This window comes from Nonomuraea sp. NPDC050547 (assembly GCF_044457345.1).
Taxonomy (GTDB): Bacteria; Actinomycetota; Actinomycetes; order Streptosporangiales; family Streptosporangiaceae; genus Nonomuraea.
The window spans coordinates 261,344-275,230 of the sequence record NZ_JBITGW010000003.1 but is presented as its reverse complement, the minus strand read 5'-3'; the positions used below and the strand labels follow the sequence as shown (position 1 = coordinate 275,230).

Here is a 13,887-nt window from a genome sequence, read left to right as displayed (position 1 = left end):
GCTGAATGCCGCCATGTGCCAGATGGCGGCAAGGGGATCGCGATCATAGCGTGGGCTCATGAGCGCTTGGTATGCGATGGACGCCGCCGAGACGGCCGAGCGGCTGGGCGTCGACCCGGCCGGCGGGCTGAGCGGGGCGGAAGCCGTACGGCGGAGGGACGAGCACGGCGCCAACCGGCTGCCCGAGGCGCCGCGCGAGCCGCGCTGGCACGCCTACCTGCGGCAGTTCCAGGACCTGCTGATCCTGACGCTGATCGGCGCGGCCCTGGTGAGCTTCGCGGTGACCCGCGAGTGGGAGACGCCGGCGATCATCGTGCTGGTCGTGATCCTGAACGCGACGATCGGGTTCGTGCAGGAGTCCAGGGCGGAGGCGTCGCTGGAGGCGCTGCGCAAGATGCTCCACACCGAGGCCACCGTGCTGCGGGGCGGGGCGGCCATGCGGCTCGACGCGGCCGATCTGGTGCCGGGCGACGTCGTGGACCTGGAGGCGGGCGACCGCGTACCAGCCGATGGGCGGCTGGTGTCCTCGGCGTCGCTGGAGGTGCAGGAGTCGGCGCTGACCGGCGAGGCGGAGCCGTCCGCCAAGTCCGCCGGCGCGGTCGTGGCCCGGGACGCGCCGCTGGCCGAGCGCTCCACCGCGGTGTTCATGAACACCACGGTCACCCGCGGCCACGCCCGCATGATCGTGACCGCGACCGGCGCCTCGACCGAGATCGGGCAGATCGCCGGGCTGCTCCAGCAGACCAAGCAGGCGCCGACCCCGCTGCAGCGCCAGATCGACACGCTCGGCAAGACCCTGGCGCTGATCGCGCTCGCGGTGATCGCGGTCGTGTTCGTCCTGGGCCTGCTGCGCGGGCAGCCGGTCGGCGATCTGTTCACGACCGCCGTCTCGCTGGCGGTGGCCACGGTCCCCGAAGGGCTGCCCGCCGTCGTGGCCTTCACCCTCGCCATGGGTACGGCCCGCCTGGCCCGCAGAGGCGCCATCGTCAAGCGGCTGGCCTCGGTGGAGACCCTGGGCAGCACCTCCCAGATCTGCACCGACAAGACCGGCACGCTGACGCTCAACCAGATGACCGCCCGCGAGGTGTACCTGGCCGACCGGCGCTTCACCGTCTCCGGCCACGGCTACGCGGTGGAGGGACGCATCCGCAGCACCGACGACGACCCGCCCGACAGCCAGACGCTGCACGTCGCGCTCGTCGCCATGGCGCTGTGCACCGACGCGGTGGTACGCGCCGCCGACGACGTGGTCGGCGATCCCACCGAGCTGGCCATGGTCGTGCTGGCCGAGAAGGGCGGGGTCGACGTCGCCGCCCTGCGGCGCAGGCATCCGCGGATCGCCGAGGTGCCCTTCGACTCCGACGACAAGTTCATGGCCACCTTCCACGAGGAGGACGGCCGGGTGCGCTGCTTCGTCAAGGGCGCGCCGGACGTGCTGGCCGCCCGCGCCGACCGCTACCTGACCGCCGACGGCCGGCGGCCCTTCGACGCGGCGGCCCGCGAGGACTACGCCGCCGCCAACGGCGAGCTGGCCGAGCAGGGGCTGCGCGTGCTGGCCGTCGGCGTGAAGGACTTTCCCGCCCTGCCCGAGGACGCCGATCTCAAGTCGATGCTCGACGGCATCGTGCTGATGGCGCTGGTCGGCATCGTCGACCCGGCGCGGCCCGAGGCGTCGGCCGCCATCGAGCAGTGCCACCGGGCGGGCGTCCAGGTACGGATGATCACCGGCGACCACGCCGTCACCGCCGCTGCCATCGCCCGCGAGCTGGACATCCCCGGCAAGGCGGTGACCGGCGCCGAGCTGGACGAGCTCTCCGACGAGGAGCTGGCCAGGCAGCTGCCGGACATCGGGGTCGTGGCCCGGGTCACCCCGCAGCACAAGATCCGGATCGTGCGCGCGCTGCAGGACGGCGGCGCCGTGGTGGCGATGACCGGTGACGGCGTCAACGACGCCCCGGCCCTGCGCCGGGCCGACATCGGCGTGGCCATGGGCGTCACCGGGACCGAGGTGAGCAAGGAAGCCGCCACGATGATCCTCACCGACGACAACTTCGCGACCGTGGTCGACGCGGTCCGCGAGGGGCGCGGCATCTACGCCAACATCGTGAAGTTCACCCGCTTCCAGTTGTCGACGGCGTTCGGGTTCGTGCTCACGTTCCTGGCGGCGTCGATCACCGGGCTGGCGGGCGGCGCGCCGTTCACCGCCGTGCAGATCCTCTTCGTGAACCTCATCATGGACGGCCCGCCCGCGCTCTCGCTCGGCGTCGACCCGGCGGGGCCCGACGTCATGTCGCGCCCGCCGCGCCCGCGGGACGAGCGCATCCTCACCACCGCGCGGCTGCTGCGGATCCTGCTGGCCGGGACGACGATGGCCGCGGGCACGCTGGCCGTGCTCGCGCTGGCTCCCCCGCCGGCCGCCGCGACGATGGCCTTCGTCACCTTCGTCTTCTTCCAGGTCTTCAACCTGGTCAACGTCCGCAACGACCTGCGCAGCGCCTTCCACCGCGACACCTTCTCCAACCGCTCGACGTTCGTGGCGATCGGCGTCGTGCTCGTCCTGCTGGCGGCCATGGTGGAGTGGAAGGGCCTGCACGCCTTCTTCTCCGTCACCAACCTCACCGCGGGGCAGTGGCTGACCTGCGCGGGCGTGGGCTCGGTGATCCTGTGGCTGGGCGAGCTGGTCAAGCTGATCCTGCGCCGCGCCGGCGCCCGCCCCTAAGGCTCGTCTTCGACGGTCACAGCCAGTTCTCGCGGGCGGCGTGCCAGGCCAGTTGCATCCGGGTCTGGGCGCCCGCCCGCTCCATCAGGTGGGTGATGCGGCGCTGGACGGTGCGCTGCGACACCTTCAGCTGCGTGGCGATCGACTTGTCGGGCACGCCCGCCAGCAGCAGCGACAGCAGGTAGAGGTGGTCGGCGTCGAGCGGGCTGCCCGGCGTGGTGAGGCTGACGGGGGTGGCCCGCTCCCACAGGGTCTCGAACAGCGCCTTGAGCGCGTCGAGGAGGCTGCTCGGCCGTACCAGGGCGGCGGTGAGCTGGGTCAGCCCGCCGGTGTGCTGGACCAGCGGGAGCACGCCCAGCTCGCCGTCGGCGATCATCATGCGCACCGGCAGTTCCGGGAGGGCGCGCGCCTGCTCCCCGAGCGTGATCCCCTCGGCGAGGTTGACCAGCATGCCGGGCTCTTCGAGCAGAGCCCGCTCGTACAGGACCCGGAAGCCCACCCCGCGCCGCAGCGCGGCCAGTTCCTCGGTGTTCTCCTGCGAGGTCATCGCCACGTGCCCGGCCCTGCACAGGCTCACGACCTCGTTCCGGGCGTTGTCCTGCATCAGCCGCAGCTGTTCGCGCAGGACCGTCCTGCTGCTGACCACCTCGATCAGCTGCGCGGCCTCGCGCCGCCTGGAATGGGCCAGGTACTCCCCCGTGAGCTGCTCCACGGCCTGCCGGGCCCGGTCCACTTCCTCCTGGCGCCGGTGCAGCCGCGCCGCGAGCGCGACGTCGGGGGCGACCGCGGTGAACGTGTCGCTTTCTCCAGGTACGGCACGCGCCAGCCCCTTGGCCAGCAACGACCCGAGCGCCCGGCGGGCCGCCTCGTCCGCCACGCCCAGCTCGCCTGCCAGCTCGGCGACCTCGACCTCGGCGGTCCTGACCAGGAGCCGGTAGGCGGCCTCCTCCTCGGCGCCCAGGCCCGCGGCGCTCAGCACGTCGCCGGGGAGATCCGGCCGGTGATCTCCCAGGGTCCACCACGTGGTGCTTTACGGCCATGAATCGGCAATATGTGGTTCACGTGCTCATTCTAGGGATGGCCATTCCAGGGAGCCGCCCGCTCCCGGGGGCATCCGCTAGGTCGGCGTGTGGCGTTGGCGGAAGGCGCCGTACAGGCCGCTGGCCACGCACAGGCCGACGATGGCGGCGAGCCTGATCGCGTCCATGCCGCCCGACACCACCAGCTCACCGGCGGGGTCGATGAGGAAGCCGGTGGCCATCGTCCAGGCCAGCGCCCCGGTCGCGGCGGAGGCGATCAGGTCGGCGGTGAGGCCGGCGTAGAGGGCGGCGATCAGGCCCACGACGGCGAAGCGGATCTCGACCTGGGCGTGCGGGACCAGTAAGGCGACCAGCGCGCAGGCGGCGATCACGACGAAGAACCCGATGCCGATCAGCAGACCGGTCGGTCGCGAGGAGGGAAGGTGCGGGCTGCGGAGAAACATGGGCCTCTCAGACGGCGACGAAGGAACGGCGTTGATGTTCATCAAAGTACGCCTGAATGACCATGTTGGCATCCGCACCCCCTTGACTTTGGGTCTTGCGCGTTTCCTCATCGGGAGTTGACTATTAGGAAACTTTCCTAAGCATTACACCCCCCAAGGAAGTGATCACGTGCGAAAACTCCTGGCCCCGCTGGCCGCGCTGCTCATGGCGCTGGGTGTGCTGGCGGTCGTCCTGCCGTCCGCCGCCAGCGCCGCGGCCTGCGCCACGGCATGGAGCTCCTCGGCCGTATACAACGGAGGCGCCGTCGTGTCGCACAACGGGCACAACTGGTCCGCCAAGTGGTGGACCCAGAACGAGAGTCCGGGCAGCGCCGCCGTCTGGGCCGACCAGGGCACCTGCTCGGGAGGCGGCGGCGGTGGCACACCGTGCAACTACCCGAACTGGGCCGCCGGGACGTTCTACGCGGTGGGCAGCATCGTCCGCTACACCGACGGCAACCACTACATCGCCGTCCACGAGAACCCTGGATACGACCCGGTGATCAGCCACTGGTTCTGGGACCCCTACGCCTGCGACGGCGGCCCCGGCCCGACCGACCCGCCGGACCCGTCGGGGTTCGTGGTGAGCCAGGCGCAGTTCAACCAGATGTTCCCGAGCCGGAACTCCTTCTACACCTACAGCGGCCTGACCGCCGCCCTCAGCGCCTACCCCGCCTTCGCCAAGACGGGCAGCGACACCGTCAAGAAGCAGGAGGCCGCGGCCTTCCTGGCCAACGTCAACCACGAGACCGGCGGCCTCGTCCACATCGTGGAGCAGAACACCGCCAACTACCCGCACTACTGCGACGCGAGCCAGCCGTACGGCTGCCCCGCCGGGCAGGCCGCGTACTACGGCCGCGGCCCCATCCAGCTGAGCTGGAACTTCAACTACAAGGCGGCCGGTGACGCGCTGGGCCTGCCGCTGCTGACCAACCCGTGGCTGGTGCAGCAGGACGCGTCCGTGGCCTGGAAGACCGCGATCTGGTACTGGATGACCCAGAACGGCCCCGGCACCATGACCCCGCACAACGCGATGGTCAACGGCCGCGGCTTCGGCGAGACCATCCGCAGCATCAACGGCAGCCTGGAGTGCAACGGGCGCAACCCCGCCCAGGTGCAGAGCCGGATCAACGCCTACCAGCGCTTCACCCAGATCCTCGGCGTCACCCCCGGCGGCAACCTGTCCTGCTGAGGGACCCCTCACCCGCCTCCGCGCCGTCCGTCCCCCGGTGGGACGGCGCGGAGGCCATGGCCCGGGTGAGGGTCCCGGCTTCTACTGCTCGTACGGCGCCGGCGGCCGCAGCGACGCGCACCCCGCGAAGACCTGCTTCTCCGCGGCCGAGCCCGGCTTGACCTGCTTGAACCCGGCCGGCTTCGCCTCCTTGCCGAGCGGCTGCCACACGCCGCCCTTCTGCAGGCACGTCGCCCAGGCGGCGAACGCGGCGTCCTCCTCGGGCGAGGCCGGCTCGCTGCTGCCGAGGATCACCGAGTCCCATTCCTTGCACGCCTTCATGGCGGCGTCGAGCTTGGCCTGGGTGACCTTGGTGACGGCGCTGGTGTCGAGGTCCTGGCCCTTGACCGGGTCGGGGACGTCGATGCCGTTGTCCCGCATGCAGGCCGCGAACTTCAGCGCGGTCTCGTGCCAGGTCGGCTTGGCGGACGCGGACGCGGACGCGGAAGCCGCGGGGCTCTGGCTCCCGGTGCTGGCGAAGCTCTGCGCTCCGCAGGCCGCGCTCAGGGCCAGCGCGGGCAGGGCGGCCATGACGGCCAGACGTCGCCTGCTGATGATCACGAATTCCTCCTGGAGGTGGCTGCTGATTGCCCCTGAGACTCTGGCGCGGCACTGTGCGCAACCGGTCCGCACGATGTCATGAACCTGTAATAGCTCCTGAGACCGGACAAAGCGCACGTCAGCGCGGCCGATACTGGGACGCATGGCTCGCGTGTTGCTGATCGAGGACGACCCGGCCGTCAGGGACGGTCTGACGCTCGCCCTGAAGGGCCGCGACCACGAGGTCGAGGCGGCGGCGTCCGGCGAGGAGGGCCTCGACCGGCTGGCGGAGTTCGCCGCCGACGTGGTCGTGCTCGACCTCATGCTGCCCGGCATCGACGGGTTCGAGGTCTGCCGGAGGATCCGCGCGGGCACCGCCACCTCCATCGTGATGCTGAGCGCGCGGGGCGACGACTTCGACGTGGTCGGCGGGCTGGAGGCGGGGGCCGACGACTACGTGGTCAAGCCGGTGCGCCCGCAGGTGCTGGAGGCCCGGATCAGGGCGGTGCTGCGCCGTACCGAGAGTGTGCAGTCGCCCGTCGAGACCCACGGCGCGCTCCGCGTCGACCGCGCCTCCCTCACCGTCGGCAGGGACGGGCGCGAGGTCGCGCTGCCGCCGATGGAGCTACGGCTGCTGCTGCACCTGTCGGCGGCGCCCGGCCGGGTGTTCACCAGGCAGCAGCTGCTCGAGTCGGTGTGGGAGCACGACTACCTGGGCGACTCCCGGCTCGTGGACGCGTGCGTGCAGCGGCTGCGCGCCAAGATCGAGGACGTGCCGGCCGAGCCCCGGTACGTGCAGACCGTGCGCGGGTTCGGTTACCGGTTCGGGCCGGTATGACCTGGCTGCGGGGCTTGCGGGCCCGGCTGGTGATCACGTTCGTGCTGGTCGGCGGGGTGTGCGCGGTGGCCGCGGCCGGGCTGACCTATCTCCAGGCCCGCAAGGACCTGGTGGGCGGGGTGCAGGACCGGCTGCTCGACGACTTCAGGAACCGGGTGCTGCTGCTGTCGCGCGACGTCGCGCTGCCCGCCGACGACGGCGAGCTGGCCCTGCTCGCCGAGGACCTCGAAGTGGGCGACCGCAAGGTGTACGTGGTCAGGGACGGCGCCGTCCCCAGCGACGCCCGCATCACCGCCGGCCTGCGGCAGGCCGTGGCGAGCCGGCCCGAGCTGGCCTGGCAGCGGGTCAGCCGGGACGGCGTGCCGTACCTGGTGGGAGGGAGCAGGGTGATGCTGCGCGCGGGCGGCACGCCGTCCGGGATCACCGTCTACCTCGTGGAGTCGCTCGCGCAGGCCGCCGCCGACGAGGCGGCAGTGCTGCGCGCGGCGCGGACGGCGGCGGCGCCCGTCGTGCTGGTGGCGGTGCTGGCCGGGCTGCTGGCCGCGCGCGGCGTGCTGCGCCCGGTCGCCGACCTGGACCGCGCCGCGCGCCGCCTGGGCGAGGGACGGCTGGAGACGCGGCTGCCGGTACGCGGCGGCGACGAGCTGGCGCGATTGGCTGGCCGGTTCAACGAGACCGCCGCCGCCCTCGAACGCTCGGTCGGCGAGCTGCGCGAGATGGAGGCCAGATCGCGCCGGTTCGTCGCCGACGTCTCGCACGAGCTGCGCACCCCGCTGGCCGCCGCGACCGCCGTCACCGACGTGCTCGAAGCCGGGGCCGGCCGGCTGGACGCCGACGCGGGCACCGCCGCCCGCATGGTCACCGCCGAGGTCGCCCGGCTCACCCGGCTCGTGGACGACCTGATGGAGATCTCCCGGTTCGACGCGGGCGCGGCCGTGCTCAACCTCAACGAGATGGACGTGGGCAAGGCGGTCGCCGCCTGCCTGCGTACGCGCGGCTGGACCGATGCGGTCACCGCCGACCTGCCCGGGGGCATCCACCTCGCGCTGGACCCGCGCCGCCTGGACGTCATCGTCGCCAACCTCGTCGGCAACGCGCTGCGCCACGGCGCGCCGCCGGTCACGCTCACGCTGCGCGCCGGCGAACAGGCGCTCACCCTCAAGGTGGCCGACCACGGCCCCGGCCTGCCCGCCGACGTCCTGCCGCACGTGTTCGAACGCTTCTACAAGGCCGACGCCGCCCGCGCCCGCTCCGAGGGCAGCGGGCTCGGCCTGGCCATCGCCCGCGAGAACGCCCTGCTGCACGGCGGCGACCTGTCCGTCGCCCCGGGCCCCGGCGCCGTCTTCACGCTCACGTTGCCGAGGACCCGACCGTGACCGGCCGGTCCCTGCTCCCGCTGCTCCTCCTGGCCGCCACGGCCTGCGGCACCGGGCCCACCGGCGTGGTCGGCGCCGGCGAACCGGCCCGCGGGTTCACCCAGGGCACCCGCCTGTACTTCGTGCAGAACGGGAGCCTGGCCTCCGTCGGCCGGCCCGAGGGCCCGCTGGACGCCGCCGGGGCGGTCGAACTGCTGACCGGCGGCCCCACCGCCAAGGAACGCGGGCGCGACTTCGACACGGTCCTGCCCAGGAATCTGGCCGTCCGGGTGAGCGACGACGGCTTCGCGCTGGAGAAGGGCTCGTCGATGCTGGTCGGCGGCACCTGGCTGCCGCCGGTCGAGCGGCTGTCGCGCATGGCCACCGGCCAGCTCGTCTGCACGATCGCCGCCGCCACCGCGGCCGGGCGCGGCGTGGACGTGGACGAGGTGCGGGTGACCGTACCGGAGAAGGGCGCGGTCCGCTGCGAGGACTACCGCTGAGACAAGCGCCGCTGGACAAAGACGCGCGTCCATGGTCATCGTTGGCGGCATGCGACAGGAAGAGATCTGGGACGAGGACGCCGCGCGCGGCTATGACACGCCGGGGACCGGCATGTTCGCGCCCGAGGTCCTGAAGCCGGCCGTGGACCGGCTCGCGGAGCTCGCGGGCGGCGGGCGGGCGCTGGAGTTCGCGATCGGGACGGGCCGCGTCGCCCTGCCGCTGGCCGAGCGGGGGGTGGCGGTCACCGGCATCGAGCTGTCGCGGCCGATGATCGAGCAGTTGCGGACGAAGGCGGACGAGGCGGCGATCCCCGTGATCACCGGGGACATGTCGGCCGCGACGGCCCCCGGGGAGTTCTCGCTCGTCTACCTCGTCTACAACACGATCTCCAACCTGCTCACCCAGGCCGGGCAGGTGGCGTGCTTCCGCAACGCCGCCCGCCACCTCTCGCCGGGCGGCCGGTTCGTGATCGAGCTGTGGGTGCCCGAGCTGCGCACGCTGCCGCCGGGCAGGCAGGCGACCGTCTGGCACCACGAGCCCGGCTACATCGGCCTGGACACCTACGACGTGCTGGGGCAGCAGATCGTCTCCCACCACTTCAGGTTCGGCGAGGACGGGCGGGGCCGGGTGTTCCGCAGCCCGCACCGCTACATCTGGCCGGGCGAGCTCGACCTGATGGGGCAGCTGGCCGGGTTCGAGCTGGAGAGCAGGCACGCCGACTGGTCGGGGTCCGAGTTCACCGCCGAGTCGCGTTCGCACGTGTCGGTGTACCGCCTCCCGCCGTCGGAGTGAGCCCTGCCCGCCCGCGCCGGCCGTCGCGATGAGCCGCGCCCGCCCGGCCGGCGGGCGCGGCCCCGGAGCCTAAGGCCGCCGTGCCACCAGGAGCAGCCTGGGACTGCCCAGCCGGTACGGCGTGCCGTCAGGCCCGCCGTACAGCCCGGCACCGGTGAACCCGGCCTCGGTGACCAGCCGGACGACCTCGGCCGCGGTGTACACGTGCTGCACCGAGGTCCCGCGGTGCTCCTGCTCGCCCCTGCGGAAGGTGAACGAGGTGAGCCAGCGGCCGGCGGCCACGTCGTACTCGTTGACCGAGACCGCCTCGACGCCGCCGAAGGTCATCGGCTCCTCCTCCAGGCTCAGGCCGGGAAGCAGCGACTCGGCCACGAACCCGTAGTCCAGGACGAGCGCGCCGCCGGGCACGACGAGCGCGGCCAGCCCGGCCAGGAACTCCCGCGTGGCGGCGTGTTCCAGGTAGCCGAAGGAGTTGCCCATGCAGATGACCGCCTCGGCCCGGACGTCGGCGGGCAGCGCCCGCATGTCGCCCCGGCGCAGGTCGAGGTCGAGCCCTTCGGCCTCGGCCGCGGCCCGGGCGTGGGCGACGGCCTCGGCCGAGACGTCGAGCCCGGTGACCCGGCAGCCGCGCCGGGCCAGTTCGAGCGCGTGCCGCCCGCTGCCGCAGGGCACGTCCAGCACCCGGGAGCCGGGACGGAGCCCGGCAGCGCGGACGACGAAGGCGACCTCGTCGCCGGTCAGTTCCTCGGGTACGGCCGCGCGCCAGAAGGCGTTGGGCAGCTCGGTGAAGAAGTCCGCGTACCACGCGGACAGGGAGTCATGCGACATTTCGTGAATGCTCCAGATCAGGAGAATGCGAAAACGGGCTGCGTGACCCGGGGCATGGCGAGGACACCTGTCCGTCCGCCCCGGAGTGACCGGGGGGCGACCATGGCATCGCCTTCTCGTGATCGGCCGGGCGGCGCCCGGCGGGAACATCTCCCGTCCAGGCTACAGGCCGCGGCCCTACGCTGGACAGGTGGAGACGGGTCGCTGTTACGGGTGCAAGCGGGAGTTCAGCTTCGATCCGGCGGAGGTCGAGACCTTCCTGGTCGATCCGGAGACCGGCCTGCCGCCGGGCCTCACCGTCCTGGCCTCCCTGCGCCCGGCCACGCCGGAGGCCGTCGCCCGCTCGGTGGACCTGCCCGTCTGCCCGGACTGCATCGAGAGGGCGAAGCGCTTCCCGGGCTAGCCCTTGCCATATCGTTTTTCGATGCTATCGTTTTTCGATAACATCGAAAAACGATATGTCCAGGAGAGTCTGATGGCCACCGCACAGCCCAGCGTCCTCGGCAGGGCGCGACGCCCCGCGATCTTCGCGCTCCTCGTCGCCGCGACCGGCGCGATCACCGGCATGGTCCTCTACTCCCAGGCCGGGCTCTTCGGCCTGGGCAGCCGGCTCGCCGTCGCCCGATCCCCCCACGGCTTCGGCATCAGCCTCGACGGCCACCCCGCCTTCACGCAGGGCGCCCTGCCGGGCGTCCACGTCTCCGCCGGGTCCGTCGAGTTCTTCACGGGCTCCCCCGGCACCGTCCAGTACATCTGGCAGGCCCTCACCACCGTACCGACCTTCCTGGTGACGGCCGTGGCCTTCTTCCTGGTGTGGCGGCTGCTGTGGCGGGCCCGCCAGGGGGTCTATCTGCCGCGGGTCGTCGGCCAGGTACGTCTGCTCGGCTGGTGTCTGCTGATCGGCGGCCTGCTGGCTCCTCAGCTCGAACACTTCGCGATGATGCGGCTGCTGGACACACTCGCGCGGAATGAGTCCTTCTACGGCCCGGCGAACGCCTCGCTGGCCGTCCCTCTCCTCGGCCTGGGCCTGCTGGCCGTGGCGAGCGTCCTGCGCGACGGCGTGCGCATGCGCGACGACCTCGAAGGCACGGTGTGATGTCGCCGGCCGAGGCCGACACCAACGCCATCAGCGTCCATCTCGACCGGCTGCTGACCGAGCGCGGCATGACTCTCACCGACCTCGCCGACCGCGTGGGGGTGACCGTCGTCAACCTGTCCATCCTGAAGAACGGCAGAGCCAAGGCCATCAGGTTCACCACGCTCACCAAGATCTGCGAGGTCCTCGGCTGCCAGCCCGGCGACCTGCTCACCCACACCCCGCACAACCGGCTCCCCCGTGAGGGGGAGGCGGATCGCCCGGCGGGGTGATCACCGGGCCGCGGCGTGCGCGACAGGCTCGGGACCATGCAGAACCTCACCAGGCCGTGGGCGTGCGCGGTCGTGATCTCGCTGGCCGCCCTGGCCGTCGGCGCGCTGTGGCTGGCCGTCCCCGGCTCCTACCCCTACGGCGCGGCCAGCCGCGTCACCGTGGGCGTCAACCACTGGATCGAGCGCGGCCCCGGCGCCGCGCTGCTGCTGGCCTCCGGTGCTCTCGGGCTGCTGCTGACGGCCGTCCGGCGGTCATGGCCCGGGCCGGCGTCGGCCGGGGCGGTGCTGGAGGCGGCGTTCTTCCTGCTGGTGATGTCGGACGCGGCCGTCCTGTCCTCGCTCGGGTACGCGCTGATCCCGCTGTCGGCCGCCGCGCTGCTCGGGCTGATCGTGGTGGGGTGCCTGCGGCGGCATCCGGCGGGGTACGCCGCTGCCGCCCTGGTCGCGGCGGCGGTGGCGGGGCCGGCGACCGGGCTGGTCGACGCGGGGCCGGTCGCCGGCTATCTGGGGAACCTGGGCAAGGGGTTCGGCGACTTCGGGGTCAGGATCGCGTGGTCGTGGGGCATGGCGGCGGGGGCCGCCGGGTGGGCGTGGGTGGCGCTCGCGGCGCTGCGTCCCGTCTCCGCCGCCGTCGCGGGGCCACGGCGGTGGGGGCGGGTGGTGACCGTGCTGGCCGCGCTCGGCGCCGCGCCGTACGCGCTGGCGCGGATCTCGTGGGCGACTCCGTGGCCGTTGTTCGGGTTCGACCCGCGCACCGACCGGATGGTGGTGCTCATCTCCGGGATGGACGCGGCGACCAGGCTGCAGGGCTTCCTGATCGGCCTGGGCTCCCTGGCGGCGGTGGTGCTGACGTTCGGGCTGATCAGCCGGTGGGGCGAGGTGTTCCCGCGGTGGCTGCCCGTGGTGGGCGGGCGCGAGGTGCCGGTCAGGGCGGCGGTCGGGGCGGGAACGGCGGGGGCGGCGGCGCTGTGCGTGTCGGCGCCGGGGGTGCTGGCGGGCGCGGTCCAGAACAGCGCCTGGCTGGACGGGGTGCTGTTCGTGGTGTTGTTCCCCTGCCCGGTGTGGGGGCCGCTCCTGGCCGCCGCCGTCTACGCCTACTGGGTGCGCCGCCGTACCGTAACTAAACCCCTTTAGCGGCCGGGGCCGTGCTCTCGCGGACGGTCAGGCGCGGCGTCGGCGTCTTGACGTCGCGCGGCCGCGACGGCTCCTCCAGCGTCTCCAGCAGGGTCTCGGCCACCTTCTCCCCCAGCGTGAACGTGTCGCGCGAGAGCGCCGTCAGCGCGGGGTGCACGATGCGGTTGAGCACCGAGTCGTCGAAGGCCACGATGGACAGCTCCCGCGGCACCTTGACGCCCATCTCGGCGGCCACTCCGAGCCCGGCCACCGCCATCACGTCGGAGTCGTAGACGATCGCCGACGGGCGCGTGGCGCGCGACAGCAGCGAGCGGGTGGCCGCGGCGCCCTCGGCGTCGCTGAAGTCGGTGGGCACCGACAGCACCTCGGCGAGCCCGAGCCGCCGGGAGGCGTCGCGCAAGGCGCGGATGCGGCGCTGGGTGTGGCGGAAGCCGGGCAGCCCGGCCACGTGGGCGACGCGGGTGTGACCGAGGGCGGCCAGGTAGTCGGCGATCGACAGCATGGCCTCGCGGTCGTCGGCCCACACGCTGGACAGCGTGCCGTGCCTGCCGGGTCCGCCCAGCACCACCGCGGGCACGCCCAGTTCCTCGATGACCGCGATGCGCGGGTCGGACACCTGCAGGTCGACCAGGATGAAGCCGTCGACGCGGTGCTCGCGGGCCCAGCCGCGGTAGACCTCGATCTCGGCGGCGGTGTCCTCCACGACGAGCAGGTGCAGCGCCACGCCCCGCGCCGACAGGCCCGCCTGCAGGCCCGACAGCAGGTGGGCGAAGAACGGCTCGACGCCGATCGTGCGCGCGGGCCGGGCGATCACCAGGCCGGCCGCCTGCGCCCGCGCGCCGCCCAGCGCCCTGGCGGCGCTGTGCGGGCTCCAGTTCATCTCCTCCGCCGCCGCGAGGATGCGGGCGCGGGTCTCCTCGCTGACGCCAGGGCGCCCATTGAGCGCGAACGACACCGCGCCCCTGGACACCCCGACCTTGCGCGCGATGTCGTCGATCGTCGGCCGTCCCACGGCCCCTCCCCTTGACACGATAAGTACAGCGGGTAGATAGTCCC

The 13,887-nt window shown here is 72.8% G+C and carries 15 protein-coding genes; 10 read left to right on the top strand and 5 right to left on the bottom strand.

Annotated features, from left to right (window positions below; all coding sequences use genetic code 11):
* Nucleotides 1-58: 58 nt before the first annotated feature.
* A complete protein-coding gene (locus tag ACIBHY_RS08855; protein ID WP_397306350.1) occupies nt 59-2,719 on the top strand; it encodes a cation-translocating P-type ATPase in 2,661 nt (886 codons plus the stop codon).
* 16 nt (nt 2,720-2,735) lie between these two features.
* Here ACIBHY_RS08855 and ACIBHY_RS08850 read toward each other — a convergent pair whose 3' ends face one another.
* Together ACIBHY_RS08850 and ACIBHY_RS08845 are read right to left on the bottom strand one after the other, a co-directional pair.
* Nucleotides 2,736-3,698, bottom strand: coding sequence for a helix-turn-helix domain-containing protein (locus ACIBHY_RS08850; RefSeq protein ID WP_397249876.1), 963 nt, complete (start codon nt 3,696-3,698; stop codon nt 2,736-2,738).
* Between the two features lie 138 nt (nt 3,699-3,836).
* Nucleotides 3,837-4,202, bottom strand: a complete 366-nt coding sequence (locus ACIBHY_RS08845; RefSeq protein WP_397249878.1) for a hypothetical protein — start codon at nt 4,200-4,202, stop codon at nt 3,837-3,839.
* A 169-nt stretch (nt 4,203-4,371) separates the two neighbouring features.
* Between ACIBHY_RS08845 and ACIBHY_RS08840 the strand changes: the two genes are divergently transcribed.
* Complete coding sequence (locus ACIBHY_RS08840; RefSeq protein ID WP_397306349.1) at nt 4,372-5,433, top strand: glycoside hydrolase family 19 protein; 1,062 nt, start codon at nt 4,372-4,374, stop codon at nt 5,431-5,433.
* 81 nt (nt 5,434-5,514) lie between these two features.
* Here the strand turns inward: ACIBHY_RS08840 and ACIBHY_RS08835 are convergent, their stop codons facing one another.
* A complete protein-coding gene (locus ACIBHY_RS08835; RefSeq protein WP_397306348.1) occupies nt 5,515-6,033 on the bottom strand; it encodes a hypothetical protein in 519 nt (172 codons plus the stop codon).
* A gap of 142 nt (nt 6,034-6,175) precedes the next feature.
* Between ACIBHY_RS08835 and ACIBHY_RS08830 the strand changes: the two genes are divergently transcribed.
* The 4 genes from ACIBHY_RS08830 to ACIBHY_RS08815 are packed head-to-tail and all read left to right on the top strand — an operon-like array spanning nt 6,176 to nt 9,501.
* Complete coding sequence (locus tag ACIBHY_RS08830) at nt 6,176-6,850, top strand: response regulator (protein ID WP_397306347.1); 675 nt, start codon at nt 6,176-6,178, stop codon at nt 6,848-6,850.
* Nucleotides 6,847-8,226 (top strand): ATP-binding protein, encoded by a 1,380-nt coding sequence (locus tag ACIBHY_RS08825; protein ID WP_397306346.1) that lies wholly within the window; start codon nt 6,847-6,849, stop codon nt 8,224-8,226. Before ACIBHY_RS08830 ends, ACIBHY_RS08825 begins: the two co-directional genes overlap by 4 nt.
* Nucleotides 8,223-8,708 carry a hypothetical protein gene (locus ACIBHY_RS08820; protein ID WP_397306345.1) on the top strand — a complete coding sequence of 162 codons (486 nt, stop codon included), beginning with the start codon at nt 8,223-8,225 and terminating at the stop codon, nt 8,706-8,708. Before ACIBHY_RS08825 ends, ACIBHY_RS08820 begins: the two co-directional genes overlap by 4 nt.
* A 49-nt stretch (nt 8,709-8,757) precedes the next feature.
* Nucleotides 8,758-9,501, top strand: coding sequence for a class I SAM-dependent methyltransferase (locus ACIBHY_RS08815; protein WP_397306344.1), 744 nt, complete (start codon nt 8,758-8,760; stop codon nt 9,499-9,501).
* Nucleotides 9,502-9,570: 69 nt separating this feature from the next.
* On the opposite strand, the gene ACIBHY_RS08810 is transcribed toward ACIBHY_RS08815, so the two are convergent.
* Nucleotides 9,571-10,329, bottom strand: a complete 759-nt coding sequence (locus tag ACIBHY_RS08810; RefSeq protein ID WP_397306343.1) for an SAM-dependent methyltransferase — start codon at nt 10,327-10,329, stop codon at nt 9,571-9,573.
* Between the two features lie 190 nt (nt 10,330-10,519).
* Here ACIBHY_RS08810 and ACIBHY_RS08805 point away from each other — a divergent pair, with 190 nt between their 5' ends.
* From ACIBHY_RS08805 to ACIBHY_RS08790, 4 genes are all read left to right on the top strand, one after another.
* A complete protein-coding gene (locus ACIBHY_RS08805; RefSeq protein ID WP_397249894.1) occupies nt 10,520-10,732 on the top strand; it encodes a hypothetical protein in 213 nt (70 codons plus the stop codon).
* 72 nt (nt 10,733-10,804) lie between these two features.
* On the top strand, nt 10,805-11,425 hold the full coding sequence (locus ACIBHY_RS08800; RefSeq protein WP_397306342.1) for a DUF2975 domain-containing protein: 621 nt from the start codon (nt 10,805-10,807) through the stop codon (nt 11,423-11,425).
* Complete coding sequence (locus ACIBHY_RS08795; protein WP_397306341.1) at nt 11,425-11,697, top strand: helix-turn-helix domain-containing protein; 273 nt, start codon at nt 11,425-11,427, stop codon at nt 11,695-11,697. The genes ACIBHY_RS08800 and ACIBHY_RS08795 overlap by 1 nt, the downstream gene beginning before the upstream one ends.
* Nucleotides 11,698-11,733: 36 nt before the next feature.
* Nucleotides 11,734-12,831 carry a hypothetical protein gene (locus ACIBHY_RS08790; RefSeq protein WP_397306340.1) on the top strand — a complete coding sequence of 366 codons (1,098 nt, stop codon included), beginning with the start codon at nt 11,734-11,736 and terminating at the stop codon, nt 12,829-12,831.
* Here ACIBHY_RS08790 and ACIBHY_RS08785 read toward each other — a convergent pair.
* Nucleotides 12,818-13,843, bottom strand: a complete 1,026-nt coding sequence (locus ACIBHY_RS08785) for a LacI family DNA-binding transcriptional regulator (RefSeq protein WP_379623593.1) — start codon at nt 13,841-13,843, stop codon at nt 12,818-12,820. The genes ACIBHY_RS08790 and ACIBHY_RS08785 overlap by 14 nt on opposite strands.
* Nucleotides 13,844-13,887 lie beyond the last annotated feature (44 nt).

Bases quoted from the DNA above. Each gene is read 5' to 3' on its own strand.
- ACIBHY_RS08790 (WP_397306340.1), top strand. From the start codon at position 11,734: ATGCAGAACCTCACCAGGCCGTGGGCGTGCGCGGTCGTGATCTCGCTG.
- ACIBHY_RS08845 (WP_397249878.1), bottom strand. From the start codon at position 4,202: ATGTTTCTCCGCAGCCCGCACCTTCCCTCCTCGCGACCGACCGGTCTG.
- ACIBHY_RS08810 (WP_397306343.1), bottom strand. From the start codon at position 10,329: ATGTCGCATGACTCCCTGTCCGCGTGGTACGCGGACTTCTTCACCGAG.
- ACIBHY_RS08800 (WP_397306342.1), top strand. From the start codon at position 10,805: ATGGCCACCGCACAGCCCAGCGTCCTCGGCAGGGCGCGACGCCCCGCG.
- ACIBHY_RS08815 (WP_397306344.1), top strand. From the start codon at position 8,758: ATGCGACAGGAAGAGATCTGGGACGAGGACGCCGCGCGCGGCTATGAC.
- ACIBHY_RS08855 (WP_397306350.1), top strand. From the start codon at position 59: ATGAGCGCTTGGTATGCGATGGACGCCGCCGAGACGGCCGAGCGGCTG.
- ACIBHY_RS08825 (WP_397306346.1), top strand. From the start codon at position 6,847: ATGACCTGGCTGCGGGGCTTGCGGGCCCGGCTGGTGATCACGTTCGTG.
- ACIBHY_RS08795 (WP_397306341.1), top strand. From the start codon at position 11,425: ATGTCGCCGGCCGAGGCCGACACCAACGCCATCAGCGTCCATCTCGAC.
- ACIBHY_RS08830 (WP_397306347.1), top strand. From the start codon at position 6,176: ATGGCTCGCGTGTTGCTGATCGAGGACGACCCGGCCGTCAGGGACGGT.